Raw genomic sequence first — 20,285 nt, 5'->3', positions numbered from 1 at the left:
CCGACGAGTTTACCGGTGGCGCCGGGTCGGACGGGTGGCCGGCCCGCGTCAGGCCCGGCGGTACGCCACGAGCACCGTGCCGTTGTCGAAGCGTCGCGTGTCGGCGAGCTCGAGCGACTGGCGCACGCCATGGGGGAGCGCGGGGGTGCCGCCGCCGACGATCTCGGGCACGAGGTACAGCTCGACGTCGTCGACGAGGCCTGCCGCGAAGGCCTCGGCCGCGAGCGTCGCCCCGCCGACGAGCACATCGGCGTCGGATGCCGCGACGAGCGCCCGCACCTCGTCGGCGTCGAACCGCCGCTCGATCCGGGTGCGCGGCGTCGTCGGCTCGGCGAGCGTCGTCGAGTAGACCACCTTGTCGCCCCTGCGCCAGATCTCCGCGAAGTCGGCCTGCACGGGCGGCAGTTCGGCCAGGTCGACCCCGTGCCAGAACGCCATCACCTCGTAGAGACGCCGGCCGTAGAGGTGCGTGCCGATGCCGCGCATGCGGTCGTTGATGAACGAGTGCACCTCGTCGCTCGGCACGCTCCAGTCGAAGCGGCCGCCTTCGTCGGCGATGTAGCCGTCGAGCGAGCAACTGGTGGAGTAGATGAGCCTGGCCATGCGGGACCTCCTGGTCTTCCCGTGGCCCATGGTGCCCCGCTGGGCGGGATTCCGCCAGCGGTTCGGCCGGTCAGGCGGTCGGTGCGGGTGCCGCGGGGCGGGCGTTCTCGCGAGCGGCGGGTGCCGCGAGGAACGAGAGCACGAGCAGCACGAGGATGACGAGCAGCGCGTTGAGGATGCCGAAGTGCTGCCCGATGAAGCCGAGCAGCGGCGGACCGGCGAGGAACGCGCAGTAGCCGATGATCGCGACGGCGCTGACGCGGGCCGCCGAGTCGGTCGGGTGGTCGGCGGCGGCCGACATGCCGACGGGGAACCCGAGCGACGAGCCGACGCCCCAGAGCACGGTGCCGACGACGAGCATCCAGGTCTCGGTGCCGAAGATGAAGAGCGAGAGCCCGGCGATGCCGACGACGGCGAGCGTGCGCAGCACGGGCACGCGGCCGAACCGATCGAGGACGGGCCCGCCGACCACGCGGCCGGCCGTGATCGACACGGTGAAGACGCCGAACATGAGGGCGCCCGTGGTCGCGTCGAATCCGTGGCCGTCGACGGTCGCGAGCGCGAGCCAGTCGTTGGCCGAGCCCTCGGCGAACGACATGCCGAGCATGATGACGCCGATGAGCAGCAGTCGCACATCGCCCCAGACGGCGAGGTTCGCCTTGAGCCGCTCGCGCCACGGCGGGCGGGGTGCGTCGGTGTGCGTGTCGTCGCCGACCTCGGCACGCAGCGGCACGTAGCGCACGGCCACGACGATGCCGGCGGCGATGCCGAGCGCCATGACGCCGAGGTGCCAGGAGACGGGTACGTCGAGTGAGGACGCCGCGGCGGCGATGCCGGCGCCCGCGACCGTGCCGAACGAGAAGAAGGCGTGCATCATCGGCATGACGGTGCGGCCGATCTCGCGCTCGGCCTCGGCGCCCTCGACGTTCATCATCACGTCGACCGTGCCGTTGCCGAAGCCGAAGAGCACGAGACCGATCACGACGAGGGGCACCGACGGCAGCAGCTCCGAGCCGCCGACGCCGGTGAACACGAGCCCGACCGAGACGGTGATGAGTGCGCCGATCATGCCGAGGCGTGCGCCGAGGCGGGCGAGCAGCCACGGTGCGGCGACGAGCCCGGCGACGGCGCCGACCGACGAGCCGAGGATGACGAGGCCGACGCCCTGCGTCGTGAGCCCGGTGTCGTCGCGGATCGCCGGGATGCGCGCGACCCAGCTCGCCATGGCGAGGCCCGAGAGGAAGAAGATCGCGAAGATCGCGTTGCGCCAGGCGACGAGCTCGCGGGCGGGTCGGGGTGCGGTCTGGCTGGGGCGATGGGTCTCGGTCATGCGGCTCTTCTGGATGGGTCGGTGCCGGGTGCGGCGTGCGATCGAATCGATTCGATCGCACTCTATCCGGGCCCCTGCGCCGCCGCAAGCCGCGCTTCGCGCGGCAGTGAAGCGGGGGTGCGGTCACTCGAGCCGAACGTCCTGGATGTCGAATTCTGCTTGCACGGCCGCATCCACCCCGATACAGTCTCGTGTTAATCGTTTAGCTAAACGATTAACATCCTGCGGGCACGCACCGCGCCCTCACCAAGAGAGACAGATCCAAAGGAGGATCGATGCTTCGAAGCGCAATCACCCGACGAAGTGCCGCCGCACTCGCCGTGGCCGCGACCGCCGCGCTCGCGATGAGCGCCTGCAGCGGCTCGGGTTCGAGCGGAGGCGACGGCGAGGACGTCACCATCACGTACGGCATCTGGGACGAGAACCAGCAGCCGGCGATGGAGGACATCGCCGCGGCCTTCACGGAGGAACACCCGAACGTGACGGTCGACATCCAGCTGACGCCGTACAAGGAGTACTTCACGAAGCTCCAGACCTCGGTCTCCGGCGGCTCCGCGCCCGACGTGTTCTGGATGAACGGCCCGAACTTCCAGCTCTACGCGTCGAACGGCGTGCTCGCGCCGCTCGACGACCAGGGCATCGACGACGCGGACTACCCGCAGGGCCTCATCGACCTCTACACGTACGATGGCGCCCTGTACGGTGCGCCGAAGGACTTCGACACCGTCGCGCTCTGGTACAACAAGGAGCTCTTCGATGCGGCCGGCGTCGCCTACCCCGAGGCCGGCTGGACCTGGGACGATCTCAAGGCCGCGGCCGCGAAGCTGACCGACCCCGCCAAGGGGCAGTACGGCATCGCCGCGAGCCAGTACGGCCAGGAGAACTTCTACAACTCGATCGCCCAGGCCGGCGGCGAGGTCATCAGCGCCGACGACACCGAGTCGGGCTACGCCTCGCCCGAGGCGCTCGCGGGCATCGAGCTCTGGACCGACCTCATCCAGGCCGGTTCCTCGCCGACGGCGCAGCAGATGACCGACACGAACCCCGAGGACTTCTTCCTCTCGGGCAAGGTCGCGATGTTCCAGAACGGCTCGTGGGCCGCCGTCGCCTACGCCGACAACGCCGACATCGCCGACAAGGTCGACGTCGCGCCGCTCGCCGCGGGAGCCGCGGGCAACCAGAGCGTCATCCACGGCATCGGCAACGTCGCGAACGCGAAGAGCGAGCACGTCGACGTCGCGAAGCAGTTCGCCGCCTTCGCGAGCTCGCAGCAGGCAGCTGAGATCCAGGCCGAGACCGGCACCGTCATCCCGGCCTTCAACGGCACCCAGCAGGCCTGGGTCGACGCGCTCCCGCAGTACGACCTGCAGGTCTACATCGATGCGCTCGACACGGCCGTCGCCTACCCCGTCTCGAAGAACACCTCGGCGTGGACGTCGATCGAGAGCGAGGTCCTCTCGCAGGTCTGGGCCGGCTCGGTCTCGCCGGAGGACGGCCTCCAGCAGCTCGCCGAGCAGATGCAGGCGGCGCTGGACGCGGAGTCGGAGTAACGCCATGTCCGATCTGATCGCGCAGCGCACGAGCGCGCCGATCTCCGAGCTCGACCGGGAGCGGCCCGCGGCCGCTCCCGGCCGGGGGCGGCGCCGCGGGCGCGGGCCCGGCCAGTCGCCGTGGTGGGCGCTGCTCTTCATCGGGCCCACCGCTGCCGGCCTCCTCGCCTTCTACCTGTGGCCGACGGTGCGGACCTTCCTGATGTCGTTCACCGAGTCGGGCCCCTTCGGCGGCTCGGAATTCGTCGGCCTCGACAATTACGTACGCCTCTTCCAGGACCCGGAGCTCATCGAGGCGCTCCGCAACACCGCCGTCTACACCGTGATCGCCCTCATCGGCATCCCGATCGCGATCGCGATCGCGGCGCTGCTCAACACCACCGGGCTTCGCGGCCGGGGGGTCTACCGGACCCTCTACTTCATTCCCGTCGTCACGATGCCGGCCGCCATCGCGCTCGTCTGGCGCATGATCTACAACGGCGACTACGGCGTGCTGAACGCGGCGCTCGCCGCGGTCGGCATCGAGGGCAAGAGCTGGCTCACCGACCCGAACACGGCGCTCGTCGCCATCGCGGTCGTCGGCATCTGGGCCGGTCTCGGCACCAACATCGTGATCTTCCTCGCGGGGCTCCAGGGCATCCCCGACACGATCATGGAGGCGGCCGACCTCGACGGCGCAGGCCCGATCCGCAAGTTCTTCTCGATCACGATCCCGCTGCTCAGCCCGAGCATCTTCTTCGTGAGTGTCATCAGCGTCATCGGCGCCCTGCAGGTCTTCGACCTCATCTACATGATGCTCGGCCGATCGAACCCGGCGATGCCGAGCACGCGCACGATCGTCTACCTCTTCTACGAGGCGGGCTTCCTCGACAACCAGCAGGGCTATGCCGCGGCGATCGCGTTCCTCCTGCTGCTCATCATCCTCGTGCTGACGGTCGTGCAGTTCCGGCTGCAGAAGAAGTGGGTGCACTATGAGTGACCTCTCCCTCGACACCCGTGCGATGACCGGGGCTCCCGCCGAGGCATCCGCCCCTCGGCAGGCCCGCACCGGGCGCAGGCGCACGCAGGGCCACTGGCTCGTGCACCTGTTGCTCGCCGGCGGCGCGGTGCTCATGATCTTCCCGTTCGTCTGGCAGACGCTCACGGCGTTCAAGACGTTCCAGGCCTCGGTGCAGGTGCCGCCGGTGGTCTTCCCCGACCCGTGGGTGTGGACGAACTTCGCCGAGGTCTTCGAGTCGATGCCGTTCGGGCAGATGTTCCTCAACTCCGTGCTGCTGACCGTCGGTCGGACCGTCGGCCAGGTCGTGCTCTGCACGATGGCGGGCTACGCTTTCGCGCGCATCCCGTTCCGCGGGCGCAACATCGTCTTCGTCCTGTTCCTGTCGGTGCTGATGGTGCCGTCGCAGCTCTACCTGCTGCCGCAGTACGAGATCATCCAGAACCTCGGCTGGCTCAACACGCTCCAGGCGCTCATCGTGCCCGGTATCTTCAGTGCGTTCGGCACCTTCCTGATGCGGCAGTTCTTCATGTCGATGCCCGCCGAGCTCGAGGAGGCCGCTCGCATCGACGGGGCGAACCCGTGGCAGACCTTCTGGCGGGTGATGGTGCCGCTCGCGAAGCCCGGCATCGTCGCACTCACCGTCTTCACGGTGCTGTGGTCGTGGAACGACCTGCTGTGGCCCCTCGTCGTCACGACCGACCCCGAGAAGATGCCGCTCTCGGTGGGCCTGTCGCAGCTCGTCGGCCTCCACGGCACTGACTACCCTGTGCTGATGGCGGGCGCCCTGCTGGCGACGCTGCCCATGCTGGTCACGTTCATGATCCTGCAGAAGCAGTTCATCCAGGGCATCGCCTTCTCTGGGACGAAGGGGTGACGTGATGGTGCGGTCGAATGCTGGGGGCTCGACGGCGCACGGCGCTCACGGTGGTCCGGCCGGCGGCAACCACGCGCGCCGCCGCCCCACGCTGCGGATGGTCGCCGAGCTCGCAGGCGTCTCGACGGCGACGGTGTCGTACGTGTTCTCCGGGCGCTCGGGCGGCGGGTCCGGGGTCGCCGACGCCACGGCCAAGCGCGTGCTCGACGCGGCCGAACAGCTCAACTACCGGCCGAACCGCGCCGCCCGCACCATGCGGACCGGCCGCAGCGACACCGTGCAGCTCTCGCTGCACATGCTGAGCGACCCGTGGTCGCTCGCCGTCGCCGCGGCCGTCAACGAGGAGGCGAACCGGCACGGGCTGACCACGCTCATCCTCGCCGACGGCGACTGGTATGCGGCGCTCGACCGGGTCGAGAGCGACGTCGCCTACCTCGACGCCGCCGTCGGCAGCGACGAGGTGCGGCGAAAGCTGCTCGCGCTCGCCGAGCGCGGCCAGCGGCTCGTGGTCTTCAGCGAGACGCTCGAGCCCGACGGCTACGACGTGATCCGGTCCGACGCGATCCCGGGTTGCTACCTGGCGATGGACCACCTGCTCGAGCGGCACACCGCGATCGGATGCCTCGCGGCCGGCGACGCCGTGAAAGCACCCGAGCGCTCGAGGTACACCCCGTATCTCGAGCGGATGCGCCAGCGCGGCCTGCCGATCCTGCCCGAGCACACTGCGACGTACGCGAACACGCAGGCCAGCGCCTTCGCGGCGGCCGTCGCCCTGCTCTCGCGCGACGACCGGCCGACCGCGATCTACGCGACGACCGACTTCGCGGCGATCGCCGCGATCAACGCGGCGCACATGCTCGGCCTCAGGGTTCCGCACGACGTCGCCGTGATCGGCGTGGGCAACACGCCCGACGCCCAGTCGATCGCACCGACGCTGACCACCGTCGGCCCGACCGACTTCTACCGCCGGCAGGCCGAGATCATCGTCGCCCGAGCCCTCGACTCGGGTGCGAGCGAGCCCCGCCTGCACGAATTCCCCTGGTCGCTCGTCCCGGGCGGCTCGACCGATCTCGACGCGCCGCCCCGCGGCGCGCGCACGCCGTAATCCCTGCGGATGCAGGACACCTCTGAAGGAGCACCACCCCGTGGATCTGAACATCGGCATCGTCGGCTTCGGCGCGCGCTCGACCCTCGCCAAGGAGGCGCACCGCCCCGGCCGCGGCTCGCGCGTGACCGCCGTCTGCGACCTCTCCGAGCGCTCGCGCGAGGAGGCGCGTGCGGCACTGCCCGAGGCATCCGTGACCTCGTCGATCGACGAGTTGCTCGCGAGCGGCGTCGACGCCGTCATGGTGCTGACGCCCGACCACCAGCACGCGCCCGTCGCGATCGCCGCGCTCGAGGCGGGCGTGCCGGTCTTCTGCGAGAAACCGCTCGCCGTCACGGTCGAAGACGCCGACGCGATCCTCGAGACCGCACGCCGAACGGGCACCCGGCTCTACGTCGGCCACAACATGCGCCACATGTCGGTCGTGCTGCTCATGCGTCGGCTCATCCTCGAGGGGCGCATCGGCGAGGTGAAGGCGATCTGGTGCCGCCACTTCGTCGGCAACGGCGGCGACTTCTACTTCAAGGACTGGCACGCCGAGCGCGAGAAGACGACGGGCCTGCTGCTGCAGAAGGGCGCGCACGACCTCGACGTCATCCACTGGCTCGCGGGTGCGTACACGACCGACGTGCAGGCGATGGGGTCGCTCAGCGTCTACGGCGACATCGACGACCGCCGCGACCGCTCGGGCGAGCGCATGCGCGACTGGTTCAGCCTCGACAACTGGCCGCCGACCGCGCAGACGGGCCTCAACCCGGTCATCGACGTCGAGGACATCTCGATGGTGAACATGCGCCTCGGCAACGGCGTGCTCGCGAGCTACCAGCAGTGCCACTTCACGCCCGACTACTGGCGCAACTACACCGTGATCGGCACCGAGGGGCGCATCGAGAACTTCGGCGACGTGTCGGGCTCCGAGGTCGGCCTGTGGAACCGGCGCCACCAGGGTGCGGCGCCCGCCGACGAGACGTTCATCGTGCCCGAGTCGCCCGAGGACGTCGGGCACGACGGCGCCGACGCGCTGCTCGTTGCCGAGTTCCTGCGGTTCGTGCGCGACGGCGGCCTCACCGAGACGTCGCCCGTCGCCGCGCGCGAGGCGGTCGCGGTCGGCATCCGGGCGACCGAGTCGCTGCGCGGCTCCGGCGAGACCCTCGAGGTGCCGCCGCTCGACCCCGCGCTCGTCGCCTATTTCGAGGCCGGGCAGGTCGAGCCTGCCGCGACGCCGGCCTGAGGCATCCCGCTGCCGACGACCGCCCGCGCCGGTACGATGGCTGAGTCATCCGGCGCACCCACCGGACCATTCGCATGAGCCGCCGCACCCAGCGGTTCGTGCGCCGAACAACGGAGTTTCTCGAGCGATGAAGGCCCTCTACAAAGCCGCCCCCGGCGCCGGTTTCGAGTTCGTCGAACGGCCCGAGCCCGAGCCGGGCCCCGCCGACGTCAAGATCCGCGTCCTGCGCACCGGCATCTGCGGCACCGACCTGCACATCGAGAAGTGGGACGACTGGGCCGCGTCCGAGATCCGCACCCCGCTCATCCCGGGTCACGAGTTCTATGGCGAGGTCGTCGAGGTGGGCTCGCTCGTGCACGACGTCGCCGTCGGCGATCACGTGTCGGGTGAAGGGCACGTCGTCTGCGGCATGTGTCGCAACTGCCGGGCCGGCCGCCGCCAGATGTGCATCCGCACGCAGGGCGTGGGCCTGCACCGCGACGGCGCGTTCGCCGAGTACGTCGTGATTCCCGGCGAGAACGTCTGGGTGCACCACTCGCCCGTCGACCCCGAGGTCGGCGCGATCTTCGACCCGTTCGGCAACGCGGTGCACACGGCGCTCGCCTTCTCGGTCGTCGGTGAGGACGTGCTGGTCACCGGGTGCGGGCCGATCGGGCTCATGTCGATCGCGGTCGCCCGGCACGTCGGCGCGCGGTTCATCGTCGCCTCGGATGTCTCGCCGTCGCGTCTCGCGCTCGCGCTGGAGATGGGCGCGGACGCCGTCGTCGACGTCTCGCAGGAGCGGGTGCGCGACGTGCAGCAGCGGCTCGGCATGCGCGAGGGCTTCGACGTCGGCTTCGAGATGAGCGGGTCGCCGAAGGCGCTGCCCGAGATGATCGAGAACATGAACCACGGCGGCCGCATCGCGATGCTGGGCCTTCCGAGCGAGCCGTACGCGATCGACTGGGGCAAGGTCGTCACCCACATGCTCACGCTCAAGGGCATCTACGGCCGCGAGATGTTCGAGACCTGGAACTCGATGTCGGCGATGCTGCAGACCTCGAGCGAGCTGCGCTCGCGCGTGGCATCCATCATCAGCGACCGGTTCGCCGCGCGCGACTGGCGCGAGGCCTTCGACGTGGCCGCCTCGGGCGGCGTCGGCAAGGTCATCCTCGACTGGACCCAGGTCTGAGAAACGGAGCATCCGATGTACGGAGACGTGAAGGCGCAGCTGCGCGCCGAGCTCGATGAGATCGAGGCCGCCGGGCTCACGAAGCGCGAGCGCGGCATCCAGGGCCCGCAGTCGTCGGCGATCGACGTCGCGGGCCGCGAGGTGCTGAACTTCTGCGCGAACAACTACCTCGGCCTCGCCGACGACCCCCGCATCGTCGCGGCCGCGCACCGCGGGCTCGACGAGTGGGGCTACGGCATGGCGAGCGTGCGCTTCATCTGCGGCACGCAGGAGCAGCACCTCGAGCTCGAGCGGCGGGTGTCGGAGTTCCTCGGATACGACGACACCATCCTGTTCTCGTCGTGCTTCGACGCGAACGGCGGCGTCTTCGAGACCCTGTTCGGGCCCGACGACGCGATCATCTCCGACGAGCTCAACCACGCGTCGATCATCGACGGCATCCGCCTCTCGAAGGCGCGGCGGTTCCGCTACAAGAACCGCGACCTGGCCGACCTCGAGGCTCGCCTCGTCGAGGCATCCGATGCCCGCCGGAAGGTGATCGTCACCGACGGCGTGTTCTCGATGGACGGTTACATCGCACCGCTGCGCGAGATCTGCGACCTCGCCGACCGCTACGGCGCGCTCGTCTTCGTCGACGACTCGCACGCGGTCGGCTTCGTCGGCGCGAACGGTCGCGGCACCCCCGAGTACTGCGGCGTCGAGGGCCGCGTCGACATCACGACCGGCACGTTCGGCAAGGCGCTCGGCGGGGCATCGGGCGGCTACGTCGCCGCCCGCCAGGAGATCGTCGACCTGCTGCGCCAGCGCGCGCGGCCGTACCTGTTCTCGAACACCCTCGCGCCCGCGATCGTCGCCGGCACGATCGAGGCGCTGTCGCTGCTCGCCTCCTCGGGCGAGCTGCGCGAACGGCTGCAGGCGAACGCGGCCCTGTTCAGAGAGTTGATGGATGCCGCGGGCTTCGAGCTGCTGCCCGGCGAGCACCCCATCGTGCCCGTGATGTTCGGCGACGCCGCGCTCACCGCGCGCATCGCCGACGCGCTCCAGGAGCGCGGGGTCTACGTCACGGCCTTCTCGTACCCGGTCGTGCCGAAGGGCGCCGCCCGCATCCGCGTGCAGCTCTCGGCCGCGCACTCGGAGGACGAGATCCGTCGCTGCGTCGCCGCATTCTCCGAGGCGCGCGACGCCGTCGCGGCGTAGACGGCCACCCCCGCTACCGCCCGAACTGGGGTCGCCGCGGTACACGCCGCGCGCGTAGCGTGTGCCGCGAGGCCCGCCCTTCCGGGGCTCCCACGGTTCATGCCGGGTTGACGCCCGGTGCTCGCCTTGGCCTTCCGGGGTACAGGGATTTCCCCACGTGCCGGGCTCCTCGCGCTCGGCGTCTTCAACTCCTCGCGGGTCGCGCGAGCGTGCACCCGCACGTGGGAAGGGTCATCCGAAATGATCAAGCCCGTCTCACCGGTCACCCGCGGGTCGACCGGTCGTCGCGCCGCCGTCGGTCTAGCCGCCGGCGTCGCGCTCGCCCTCGGCGGTCTCGCCGTCGGCTCCACCGCCGCCTTCGCCGACTCCGGAACCATCGCCACGACGCTCTCGGGCGCCGGCGAGATCGGTCACGAGACCTACTCGTTCACGGAGGGTGCGCTCTCGGGCCAGGCGACGTTCAGCGCCAACGGCTCGTGGTCGCAGCCGGCCGTCGTGTCGGTCGACTGGGATCCCGACGAGGTCCGGCAGGGCCGAGCGCTCGACCCGACCGTCGAGCTCACGCGCCCCGTCTCGGGCACCATGAGCATCACCTACCAGATCGATGCGTCGCTCACGCTCGCGACCGATCCCTTCGGCGACCTCACGATCGACGTGCACCCGTCGATCACGGCCAGCGGAGCCTGCAACCTGCTCGCCGACGGCAGCACGTACAGCTGCCACCTCGAGAGCAGCGACGTCGGCGTGCTGGACCCGCCGCTCATCGCGACCGGCTTCCCGTACCTGAACCTCAAGATGGTCTCCGACGTGACGGTCACCTCGCACGCACTCGACACGTTGCGCACGGCGAGCACCGCGAGCCAGGACCTCGCGAGCGGCCCGCTGTCGCTCGGCGAGGGGCCGCAGGTCGACCCGATGACGATCGACTGCCGGGTTCCCGTCGGCGACCAGCTGAGCTACGGGCTCGGCGACCTTGCATCGACTCCGGGGCTGCACGTCGTCTCGAGCGTCGGCATCGAGGCCGGGTTCGTGAGCCCGCCGATCCCGCCGACCCCGTTCGGCGTCAGGATCGAGGTGTACTCCGACACCGTCGAGGTCGCGACCAGCGATGCCTCGCTCGACATGAGCGGTCCGGGCGGAACGATCGGGCTCGGCGCCATCCAGGCGAACAACATCCCGCCGACGCTCGGTGCGGTCTCGGCGCCCGACGGCACCGAGGGCACGCCGATCCAGTTCTCGACGAGCGCGACGGGGCCGTGTGCGGCCGGCGCGACGTACAGCTGGGACTTCGGCGACGGCTCGGGCCCCGGCCATACCGCGACCCCGCAGCACGTCTACGCCGACGACGGAGTGTGGACCGGGCAGGTCGTCGTGACCGACGAGACCGGACTGACCGACACCGCCGACTTCACGGTGCACGTGGCGAACGCGGCACCGAACGTCACGGTGGTGCCCGGCGCGCCGGTCACCGTTCCGTGGGGCAAGCCGCTCACGCTGAAGGCGCAGGCGGTCGATCCCGGCGCGGCCGACCAGTCGACGCTCACCTACGACTGGGCGTTCGGCGACGGAGACTCGATCGACAACGGCGGCACCTCTGCGACGCACTCCTGGTCGGTCATCGGCGACCCATCGCCGACGGTCACGGTCTGCGACAAGGACGGCGCCTGCACCGTGAAGCAGTTCACCGTGCACGTGCGCAAGCACGCGACGGAGCTGTCGTACACCGGCCCGCAGGCCGCCGATCACAGTTCGATCGCGCCGCTCACGGCGTCGCTCGTCGACGAGTTCGGCACGCCGCTCAACGGGGCGCCGGTCGCCTTCGCCGTCGACGGCTCACCGGTCGGCACGGCGATGACGGATGCCTCGGGGCGGGCGCGGCTCGACTACCCGGTCGTGAAGCTCGCAGGCGCCCACACGGTGTCGGCGAGCTACGTGGGGAACCCGTCGAAGTTCGAGGCCTCGGCGACCACCGGCGACCCGTTCGCGGTGTCGGCGATGGCGTCGGAGCTCACCTACACGGGCGGGCTGAAGGGCTCGCCGAACAAGGCGGTCACGGTCTCGGCGAAGCTCGTCGACGCCCTCGGCCGCCCGCTCGCCGGCCGGACCGTGACGTTCGTGATCGGATCGCAGCAGGTGAGCGCGACGACCGCGTCGTCGGGTATCGCCACGGCGCAGCTCAAGCTGGTGCAGAAGCCGGGGTTCTACCCGCTCACCGTCTCGTGGGCGGGTGACGCCGGGCGCTACCTCGGCGACTCGGTGACGCTGCAGTTCAGCCTCAACAAGAAGTAGGGAGCGAAGCCGACGGCTCCGGGGCAGCGGCTCCGGGGCCGTCGCGTTCGTTCAAGACGCCGCCGGGCGCTCGGCGTAGCCTCCGAGGAGGCGTCGCGATCCGCGATGCAGCGAGGAGGACGATCATGACCGAGCAGTTCGATGCGGTCTCGAGCATCACGATCGACGCGCCGCGCGAGCGCGTGTGGGCGGTCATCACCGATCCGGTGTCCGCGCGCGAGTTCATGTTCCGCACCGAGCTCGTGACGGACTGGTCCGTCGGCGGCCCGATCCACTGGCGCGGCGTCTGGGAGGGCGAGCCCTACGAGGACCACGGCGTGGTGCTCGAGTTCTCGCCGCCCGGGCGGCTCGTCAACACCCACTTCAGCCCGCTGAGCGGCCAGGCCGACGTGCCCGAGCACCACCACACCCTGACCTGGACCCTCGACGACGTCGGCGGCTCGACCGTGCTGACGCTCACCCAGGACAACAACCCGACCGAGGAGGCCATGCGGCACTCGGCGGGGATGTGGGACTCGCTGGTCGCGAAGGTGAAGGAGATCGCGGAGCGCGCGTGATGTGGCCGGACGGCCGATGTCGAAACGATTCGGCCTAGAATCGGGCGCATGCAGCCCGAACCCGCAGCACCCGCGTCGCCCGCGTCGAGGCCGACGCTCGCCGACGTCGCCGCGAAGGCCGGCGTGTCGGCATCGACCGCCTCGCTCGCGTTCAGCGGCTCGGGCCCGGTGTCGGATGCGACGAAGCAACGCGTGCTCGACGCCGCCGCCGCGCTCGGCTACGGCGGGCCCGACCCGCGGGCCCGATCGCTGCGCCGCGGTCGGTCGGGCATCGTCGGCGTCGTGCTCGAGGAGCGCGTGCGGGCGGCGTTCCTCGATCCGGTGAAGATCCAGATGCTCGACGGCATCACCGAGGGCATCGCCCCGCTCGGTGCCGGGCTGCTGCTGCTCACCGACACGGGCGAACCCGGCGAGAACGCGGTGAACATCGAGAGCGCGCCCGTCGACGCAGTCGTGCTCATCGGCTGCAGCCCGAGGCTCGCGGTCTCGATCGAGGCGCTACGGCGCAGGGGCATCCCCGCCGTCGCCATCGAAGGCGACACCGGCGAGGACCTGCCCGAGATCTCGATCGACAACCACCAGGCCACACGCCGCGGCGCCGAGTACCTGCGCGAGCTCGGACACACCGAGGTCGCGCTCGTGACCCTCCCGTTCGACGCCGCGCGCACCCGCGGCCCCCTCACCCCCGAGCTCGAGCGCACGGGCACCGCGGCCACCGCGCGCGAGCGGCTCGCCGGGGCGCGCGAGGTGTTCCCCGGCATCGGCGGCCAGGTCGCCGGTGCGAGCTCGATCGAGGAGGGGCTGGAAGCGGCGCGGGCGCTGCTCGCCGACCCCGAGACCCGCCCGACGGCGGTCATCGCGCAGAGCGACCTGCTCGCCGCGGGCGTCATCCGTGCGGCCGAGGAGCTCGGCATCGCCGTGCCGGCCGAGCTCAGCGTCATCGGGTTCGACGGCATCCGTGTCGACGGCCTGCAGCACGACCTCACGACGCTCTCGCAGCCGTCGGTCGCGAAGGGCCGAGCCGCCGGCGAGGCGGTCGTCGGCCTGCTCGCCGGCGAGTCGCCGAAGTCGGTCTGCTTCACGAGCACCCTGCACGTCGGCGACACGACGGCCCCGCCGCCCGCCCGCTGACGAGGTCGGCGACCTAGGCTGACCGCATGAGCCTCGACCTCGCCGCGATCTACCGCGACCTGCACGCCAACCCCGAACTCTCGTTCCAGGAGCACCGCACCGCCGGCATCGTCGCCGACACACTCACGGGCCTCGGCTTCGACGTGATCACCGGGCTCGGTGTCACGGGCGTCGCGGGCGTGCTCGCGAACGGCGACGGTCCGACGGTGCTGCTGCGCGCCGACATGGACGCGCTGCCCGTCCTCGAGGACACGGGCCTGCCCTATGCGAGCTCGGTGCGCGGCACCGACCCCGACGGCAACGACGTACCCGTCATGCACGCTTGCGGGCACGATGTCCACGTCACGTGCCTGCTCGGCGCCGCCGAGCGGATGGCCGACGAGCGCGGCGCGTGGTCGGGCACGCTCGTCGTCGTGTTCCAGCCCGCCGAGGAGCTCGGCGGCGGCGCCGAGTCGGTGATCGCCGCGGGCCTGTACGACCGGGTGCCGAAGCCCGAGATCGTGCTCGGCCAGCACGTCGCCCCGCTCCCGGCGGGCTTCGCGGGGCTGCATCCCGGCGTCGCGATGGCGGCCGCCGACTCGCTGACGGTGCGCGTGCACGGCGTCGGCGGCCACGGGTCGCGGCCCGAGGCCGGGGTCGACCCGGTGCTGCTCGCCGCGGCGATCACGGTGCGGTTGCAGGGCGTCGTCGCCCGCGAGGTCGCGCCCACCGACGCCGCCGTCGTCACGGTCGGGCAGCTGCACGCCGGTACGAAGCACAACATCATCCCGTCGGAGGCGATGCTCGGCATCAACGTGCGCAGCTTCGACGACGGGGTGCGCACGACGGTGCTCACCGCCATCGAGCGCATCGCGAAGGGCGAGGCCGCAGCCTCGGGCGCACCCCGCGAACCCGACTTCGACTACATCGACCGCTTCCCGGCGACGGTGAACGATCCGGATGCCTCGGAGCGGACCGCGGCGGCACTGCGCGGCGCACTCGGCCAAGGGCGCGTCTTCGACCCGGGCGTGGTCTCGGGCAGCGAGGACGTCGGCGTGTTCGCGACCGCGGCCGGGGTGCCGCTCGTGTACTGGTTCCTCGGCGGGTTCGACCCGTCGCTGTTCGATCCCGCCGTGCTCGCCGCCGGCGGGATGCCGCAGGACCTGCCGTCGAACCACTCGCCGAAGTTCGCGCCGGTCATCGACCCGACGCTCTCGACCGGGGTGACCGCGCTCGTCGCCGCCGCTCGCGAGTGGCTCGGGGCGCCGCAGGCCTGAACCGCTACGCCGGCGCGCCCGTGACCATCCATCGGGTGCCGCGGGCGCGCAGCGAGAGCGTGACCGCCCGCGCGGCGAGGTAGCCGATCGCGAACGTGGCCATGAGCCACGCGGGCCCGGCGGCACCCGGCGGCGCGATCGCGACGACGCCGAGTGCGAGCGGAACGAAGACCGCGAGGTTCACGACGCCGGTCCATGCGAGGTAGCGGGCGTCGCCGGCACCGATGAGCACGCCGTCGAGCACGAACACGAGACCGCCGAGCGGCGCCGACAGGCCGAGCACGACGAGCGACGGCGGCAGCAGGGCGGCGACCTCGGCCGAGCTCGTGAAGAGGCCCGGCAGCACCCAGGCGGTCGCGATGAGCAGGGCGCCGATGACCGCGCCCGAGCCGATGCCCCACTCGACGCAGCGGCGCAGCACTCGTCGGACGGCCGCGACGTCGCCCGCGCCGAGCCCGCGCCCGATGAGCGCCTGGGCGGCGATCGCGAGGGCGTCGAGCGCGAAGCCGAGCGTGAAGTAGATCGTCATCGCGACCTGGAACGCCGCGAGCTCGTTCGAACCGAGCGAGGTCGCCGCCCACGTGGCGAGCAGCAGTGCGACGCGCAGGCTCGCCGTGCGGATGAACAGCCAGCCGCCCGACGCCGCACCGCGCAGAACCCCGGCGTGATGCGGCCACGGGCTCGCGCCCGCCCGACGAGCATGGGTCGCGACGACGACGAGGTAGACGACGACCATGCCCCACTGCGCGATGACGGTGCCGACCGCCGAGCCCGCGATGCCCCAACCTGCGACGTAGATGAACACGTAGTTGAGCGCGATGTTCACGGCGAAGCCGATGCCGGCGACCCACAGCGGGGTCTTCGTGTCCTGCAGGCCGCGCAGCAGGCCCGTCGCCGCGAAGACGATCAGCATGGCGGGCAGCCCGGCCATCGAGATCGAGAGATAGGCGGATGCCTCGGCGCTGACCTCGGCGGTCGCCCCGAAGAGCCCCACGAGCCACGGCGCGGCGAACCAGCCCGCGACCGCGAGCACGACGCCGATGCCGAGCGCCAGCCAGAGTCCGTCGATGCCCGACGCGACCGCGCCGCGCAGGTCGCCGGTGCCGAGCCGGCGGGCGACGGCCGGCGTCGTCGCGTAGGCGAGGAACACCATGAGCCCGATGATCGTCTGCAGCACGGCGCTCGCGAGCCCGAGACCCGCGAGCGGATCGGCGCCGAGGTGACCGACCATGGCCGTGTCGGCGAGCAGGAACAGCGGCTCGGCGATGAGCGCGCCGAGCGCGGGGATCGCGAGTCGCAGGATGTCGCGGTCGACGGCGCGGCCGACGGCACGGTCGACCGACCGCGTCGCCGCGTTCTCGGAGGTCTCGGGGGAGTTCATGTGCCCCTCGAGCCTACGGCGGCCCGGCGACACGACCGGATGCCGGCCGGGCTGCCCGGCATCCGGTCGGCTTCGGGACGCGGCGCGTCGGGTTCGCGCCGGCCCGGCCTCACACGGCGGTGCGCACGCCCTTCTCCTCGCCCCGCTCGACGCGGTCGACGGCCGCGACGCCGCCGCCGACGAATGCGGTGACCGCGTCGAGGGTCCGGTCGGTCGAGAGCAGCCTCGCATGTCCGGACCCGGTCGAGAGCAGCATCCTCGACCGGTCGCCGTGGGCCGCGTGCAGCAGCTCGCTCTGCGCCGCGTCGATCTCGCGGTCCTCGCGGTCGTGCAGGAGCAGCAGCTCGACCGACGAGGGCAGCGGTGCGGCGATCGTGTCGAAGCGGCGCCACGGGTCGGCGCTGTCGGGGAAGACCCGGCGCGTGTAGTGCTTGCGCTGGAGCTCCGCGGCACGGGCGCTGAGGCCGACCCCGTGGGCGAACGCGTCGAAGAGGTAGCGCCCGGAGGCCATCGGCGCGATGCCCACGACACCGCGCGTCGAGACGCCGTCGCGCACGGCGGTCATCGTCGAGAGGGCGCCGAGCGAGTGGCCGATGATCGCCTCGAAGCGGCCGTACTTGAGGTGCAGCCGGTTGATCGCCTCGACCCAGGAGCGGATGTCGGTGTGCCGCCCGCCCGAATCGCCGTGCGCGGGCGCATCGAACGCGACGAGGTGGTACCCGGCGGAGCGCAGCTCGCGGATGATGGGCGCGAACTGCGAGGCGCGCCCGCGCCAGCCGTGCACGAGCAGCACGGTGCGCGGCCCGGTGCCCCACTCGTAGAGCACGCCGTCGCCGTGCGGCAGCGGCAGCGGGCGGCGTTCGGCGGCGAGGTGCACGGGTTGTTCGCTCGGCTTCACCTCGCGGGAGGGGCGGGTGCGTTCGAACATGGGGCCGGCGATGCTCGCGGCGAGTGCGTGCGAGACGTGGTCGGCGGTGCGCACCGCGCCGAGCGCGGCGTTCGTCATCGTGACGGAGGTCGTCAGAGCCATGGGGTGTTCCTTTCCAAGCGACGGCTCGCGTAGGGGCGCAGGGTTCACTCTGGCCGCGGGCGCTCGTCGCCGACATGGACCCATGTCGTCATTCGGGCGCGCGGAGGCACCCAGAACGGGGGGGTCTCGTTCGCTCGGAGAGCGGGGGCGTCAGTCGGCCGCGCCGTCGAGGTAGCGGATCACGGCGAGCACCCGCCGGTGGTCGTCGGCCGTGACCGGCAGGCCGAGCGCGTCGTAGATGCCCGAGGTGTGCTGCACGATGGCCTTCTCGGTGAGCACGAGCCGCTGCCCGATCCAGGCGTTGCTGCGGCCCTCGGCCATGTAGGCGAGCACCTCGCGCTGACGTCGGGTCAGCCGGCGCACGACCCCGTCGCCGCGCCCGGCCCGCGAGATGAGCACGGCGACCACCTCGGGGTCGAGTGCCGTGCCGCCCGCGGCGACACGGCGCAGGTCGTCGCGGAACGCGCCGACGTCGGCGATGCGCTGCTTGAGCAGGTACCCGACCTTGGATGCCTCACCGCCGAGCAGCTCGAGGGCGTAGCGTCGCTGCACGTACTGCGAGAGCACGACGATCGCGACCTCGGGGTGCTCGTGGCGGATCCGGAGGGCCGCCCGCAGCCCCTCGTCGGTGTGCGTCGGCGGCATGCGGATGTCGGTGATCACGAGCTCGGGACGGTGCGCGGCGACCGCGTCGAGCAACTCCTCGGCGTCGCCGGCTGCGGCGACGACCTCGAACCCGCCCTCCTCGAGCAGCAGCCTGAGACCCTGCCGCAGCAGGGTCTCGTCCTCGGCGATCACGACGCGCATGGCAGTTCCGCCGTGAGCCTGGTTCCGTCGCCGGGGGCGTTGTGCAGCGTCATCCGGCCCCCGATCGCGTCGATGCGGTCGGCGAGGCCCGCGAGTCCGCGACCCCGGTGGATGCCGGTGCCGCCGACGCCGTCGTCGGCGATCTCGATCGTCAGCACGTCGCCGTCGCGGGCGAGGCGCACCGAGGCGGATGCCGCGCGCGCATGCTTGGCCGTGTTCGCGAGCCCCTCGGCGACGACGAAGTAGGCGACGTTCACGACCGTGTGCGGCAACGGCGCGTCGAGCCCGTCGGCCGTGAGCGTCGTGGGAATCGGCATGCGGTCGACCAGGTCCTCGGCGGCGAGCACCAGCCCGCGTTCGACGAGCGCCGACGGCATGACCTCGTGCACGAGCCTGCGCAGTTCGTCGGCGGCCTCCTCGATGCCCTGCCGGAGATGCAGCGCCCGGTCCCGGACGGCGTCGCGGACCGCCTCGTCGTGGATGCGACCGGCCTCGAGCGCCAACAGCACGAGCTGCACCTGCAGGCCGTCGTGCAGGTCTTTCGCGATGCGGGCCCGTTCGCGGTCGGCCGCCTCCACGAGTCGAACGCGCGAGTGCCGGAGCGCCGTCTGGCTCGCCCGCAACTCGGTCGTGAGCCGTTCGCGGGCGATGGCGATCGCGGCGACGCGGCCGACGGCCTGCACCCGTTTGGCATCGCCGACGAGCCTCGCGTCGTAGACGATCGCACCGGCGGGCGAGTCGCCCGACTCGATGACGACGAAGCCGCGGTCGGGGGAGTCGGGCGGGTCGACGCCGACGCCCTGCTCGTCGACGAACCCCTCGCGCACGGGCAGCCAGTACACGAGCTCGACGCTCGGGTCGCCGAGCGCCCGGGCGATCGCCGACCGCAACGGCTCGCGTCCGGTCTCGGTGCCGAGCCACGCCGCGAGCTCCTCGAGCTCGGCGGTGCGTTCGAACCCGCCGACGAGGACGCCGACGGTGAAGGCGACCGCGACGCCCGCGATGAGCGCGAGCTGGATCCCGGCGATGACCGTGCCGGGCAGGGCGAAGGCGAGGGCCGAGCTCGCGGGGATCAGCACGACCGACGCCATGCCGTAGCCGTAGAGCGGGGCGAGCACGCGCCGGCGCCCGGGCGACGCGGCGCGCAGGCGCGTGCCGAGCACGATCGCCGTCGCGACGACGACCACGAACCCAGCCCACCGCTGCACCTCGCCGCCGATCGCCGCGAGTTCGGCGTTCGCCGGGATCGCGGGCGAGAACACGCCGAAGCCCCACACGTAGATCGGGGTCTGCAGCACGAGCGCGATGACGTACCCGGCGACCACGAGCGTGCGCGAGATCGCGTCGGGCAGCCGGCCCGAGGGGAATGCGAGCAGCAGGTGCATGATGACCGCGACGATGACGGTGGCGAAGACGCTGCCGACGACGATGCCGAACTCGATGCCGGTGTTCAGCAGGCCGCTCGCGAGCAACGCGATGCCGCCGACCTGGAGGAGCAGACCCGTGCGACTGCTCGGCCGCCGCCGCCAGGCGATCGTGCCGGCGACGAACCACACGAGCGCGACCGCCGGGAACAGGGCGATCACCCACAGCTCGGGCGGGATCGGCAGGAGCAGTGCGAGCTCGAGGGCGGCGAACAGCACGCCGAGCACCATCATGAGCGTGAGCGCTGCACCGAGCGATCGTGCGAGCGGCGGCGCCGACCAGTCCGAGGCCATGGGGCTAGTGTGCCATCCGCGGTTCTTCCTGCCGACGTTCAGCCTCCGCGGCGGT

The 20,285-nt window shown here is 71.6% G+C and carries 17 protein-coding genes; 11 read left to right on the top strand and 6 right to left on the bottom strand.

All coding sequences use genetic code 11. The annotated features are described in order from the left end of the window. Positions 1 to 48: 48 nt before the first annotated feature. Positions 49 to 603, bottom strand: coding sequence for a dihydrofolate reductase family protein (locus MUN74_RS08330; protein ID WP_244856022.1), 555 nt, complete (start codon positions 601 to 603; stop codon positions 49 to 51). Positions 604 to 673: 70 nt separating this feature from the next. Next, positions 674 to 1,933, bottom strand: coding sequence for an MFS transporter (locus MUN74_RS08325; protein ID WP_244856021.1), 1,260 nt, complete (start codon positions 1,931 to 1,933; stop codon positions 674 to 676). A gap of 275 nt (positions 1,934 to 2,208) precedes the next feature. On the opposite strand from MUN74_RS08325, the gene MUN74_RS08320 reads away from it, so the two are divergent. From MUN74_RS08320 to MUN74_RS08270, 11 genes are all read left to right on the top strand, one after another. Then, a complete protein-coding gene (locus tag MUN74_RS08320; protein ID WP_244856020.1) occupies positions 2,209 to 3,483 on the top strand; it encodes an ABC transporter substrate-binding protein in 1,275 nt (424 codons plus the stop codon). Between the two features lie 4 nt (positions 3,484 to 3,487). Further along, complete coding sequence (locus tag MUN74_RS08315; protein ID WP_244856019.1) at positions 3,488 to 4,462, top strand: carbohydrate ABC transporter permease; 975 nt, start codon at positions 3,488 to 3,490, stop codon at positions 4,460 to 4,462. Next, positions 4,455 to 5,357: a carbohydrate ABC transporter permease gene (locus MUN74_RS08310; protein ID WP_244856018.1), complete on the top strand. Its 903-nt coding sequence runs from the start codon at positions 4,455 to 4,457 to the stop codon at positions 5,355 to 5,357. The genes MUN74_RS08315 and MUN74_RS08310 overlap by 8 nt, the downstream gene beginning before the upstream one ends. A gap of 4 nt (positions 5,358 to 5,361) precedes the next feature. Next, complete coding sequence (locus tag MUN74_RS08305) at positions 5,362 to 6,462, top strand: LacI family DNA-binding transcriptional regulator (protein ID WP_244856017.1); 1,101 nt, start codon at positions 5,362 to 5,364, stop codon at positions 6,460 to 6,462. A 40-nt stretch (positions 6,463 to 6,502) separates the two neighbouring features. Beyond that, the gene (locus MUN74_RS08300) at positions 6,503 to 7,693 is read left to right on the top strand and encodes a Gfo/Idh/MocA family protein (protein WP_244856016.1); all 1,191 of its coding nucleotides are present in this window, start codon (positions 6,503 to 6,505) and stop codon (positions 7,691 to 7,693) included. Between the two features lie 127 nt (positions 7,694 to 7,820). Beyond that, the gene (tdh, locus tag MUN74_RS08295; protein WP_244856015.1) at positions 7,821 to 8,864 is read left to right on the top strand and encodes an L-threonine 3-dehydrogenase; all 1,044 of its coding nucleotides are present in this window, start codon (positions 7,821 to 7,823) and stop codon (positions 8,862 to 8,864) included. Positions 8,865 to 8,879: 15 nt separating this feature from the next. Next, positions 8,880 to 10,061: a glycine C-acetyltransferase gene (locus tag MUN74_RS08290; protein WP_244856014.1), complete on the top strand. Its 1,182-nt coding sequence runs from the start codon at positions 8,880 to 8,882 to the stop codon at positions 10,059 to 10,061. Positions 10,062 to 10,301: 240 nt separating this feature from the next. Then, entirely contained in the window at positions 10,302 to 12,350 is a 2,049-nt protein-coding gene (locus MUN74_RS08285; RefSeq protein ID WP_244856013.1) for a PKD domain-containing protein, read from the top strand. A 125-nt stretch (positions 12,351 to 12,475) separates the two neighbouring features. Beyond that, positions 12,476 to 12,907, top strand: coding sequence for an SRPBCC family protein (locus MUN74_RS08280; RefSeq protein WP_244856012.1), 432 nt, complete (start codon positions 12,476 to 12,478; stop codon positions 12,905 to 12,907). Between the two features lie 48 nt (positions 12,908 to 12,955). Continuing rightward, positions 12,956 to 14,038, top strand: coding sequence for a LacI family DNA-binding transcriptional regulator (locus MUN74_RS08275; RefSeq protein WP_244856011.1), 1,083 nt, complete (start codon positions 12,956 to 12,958; stop codon positions 14,036 to 14,038). Positions 14,039 to 14,064: 26 nt separating this feature from the next. Further along, complete coding sequence (locus MUN74_RS08270; RefSeq protein ID WP_244856010.1) at positions 14,065 to 15,294, top strand: amidohydrolase; 1,230 nt, start codon at positions 14,065 to 14,067, stop codon at positions 15,292 to 15,294. Positions 15,295 to 15,298: 4 nt separating this feature from the next. On the opposite strand, the gene MUN74_RS08265 is transcribed toward MUN74_RS08270, so the two are convergent. The 4 genes from MUN74_RS08265 to MUN74_RS08250 form a co-directional block, all read right to left on the bottom strand. Continuing rightward, positions 15,299 to 16,675 (bottom strand): MATE family efflux transporter, encoded by a 1,377-nt coding sequence (locus tag MUN74_RS08265; RefSeq protein ID WP_244856009.1) that lies wholly within the window; start codon positions 16,673 to 16,675, stop codon positions 15,299 to 15,301. 109 nt (positions 16,676 to 16,784) lie between these two features. Further along, entirely contained in the window at positions 16,785 to 17,705 is a 921-nt protein-coding gene (locus MUN74_RS08260) for an alpha/beta hydrolase (protein ID WP_244856008.1), read from the bottom strand. Between the two features lie 150 nt (positions 17,706 to 17,855). After that, positions 17,856 to 18,512 carry a response regulator transcription factor gene (locus MUN74_RS08255; protein WP_244856007.1) on the bottom strand — a complete coding sequence of 219 codons (657 nt, stop codon included), beginning with the start codon at positions 18,510 to 18,512 and terminating at the stop codon, positions 17,856 to 17,858. Beyond that, positions 18,500 to 20,230 (bottom strand): sensor histidine kinase, encoded by a 1,731-nt coding sequence (locus MUN74_RS08250; RefSeq protein ID WP_244856006.1) that lies wholly within the window; start codon positions 20,228 to 20,230, stop codon positions 18,500 to 18,502. Before MUN74_RS08250 ends, MUN74_RS08255 begins: the two co-directional genes overlap by 13 nt. Positions 20,231 to 20,285 lie beyond the last annotated feature (55 nt).

It is taken from the genome of Agromyces sp. H17E-10, from assembly GCF_022919715.1.
Taxonomy (GTDB): domain Bacteria; phylum Actinomycetota; class Actinomycetes; order Actinomycetales; family Microbacteriaceae; genus Agromyces.
This window is presented reverse-complemented; position numbering and strand designations above follow the sequence as displayed.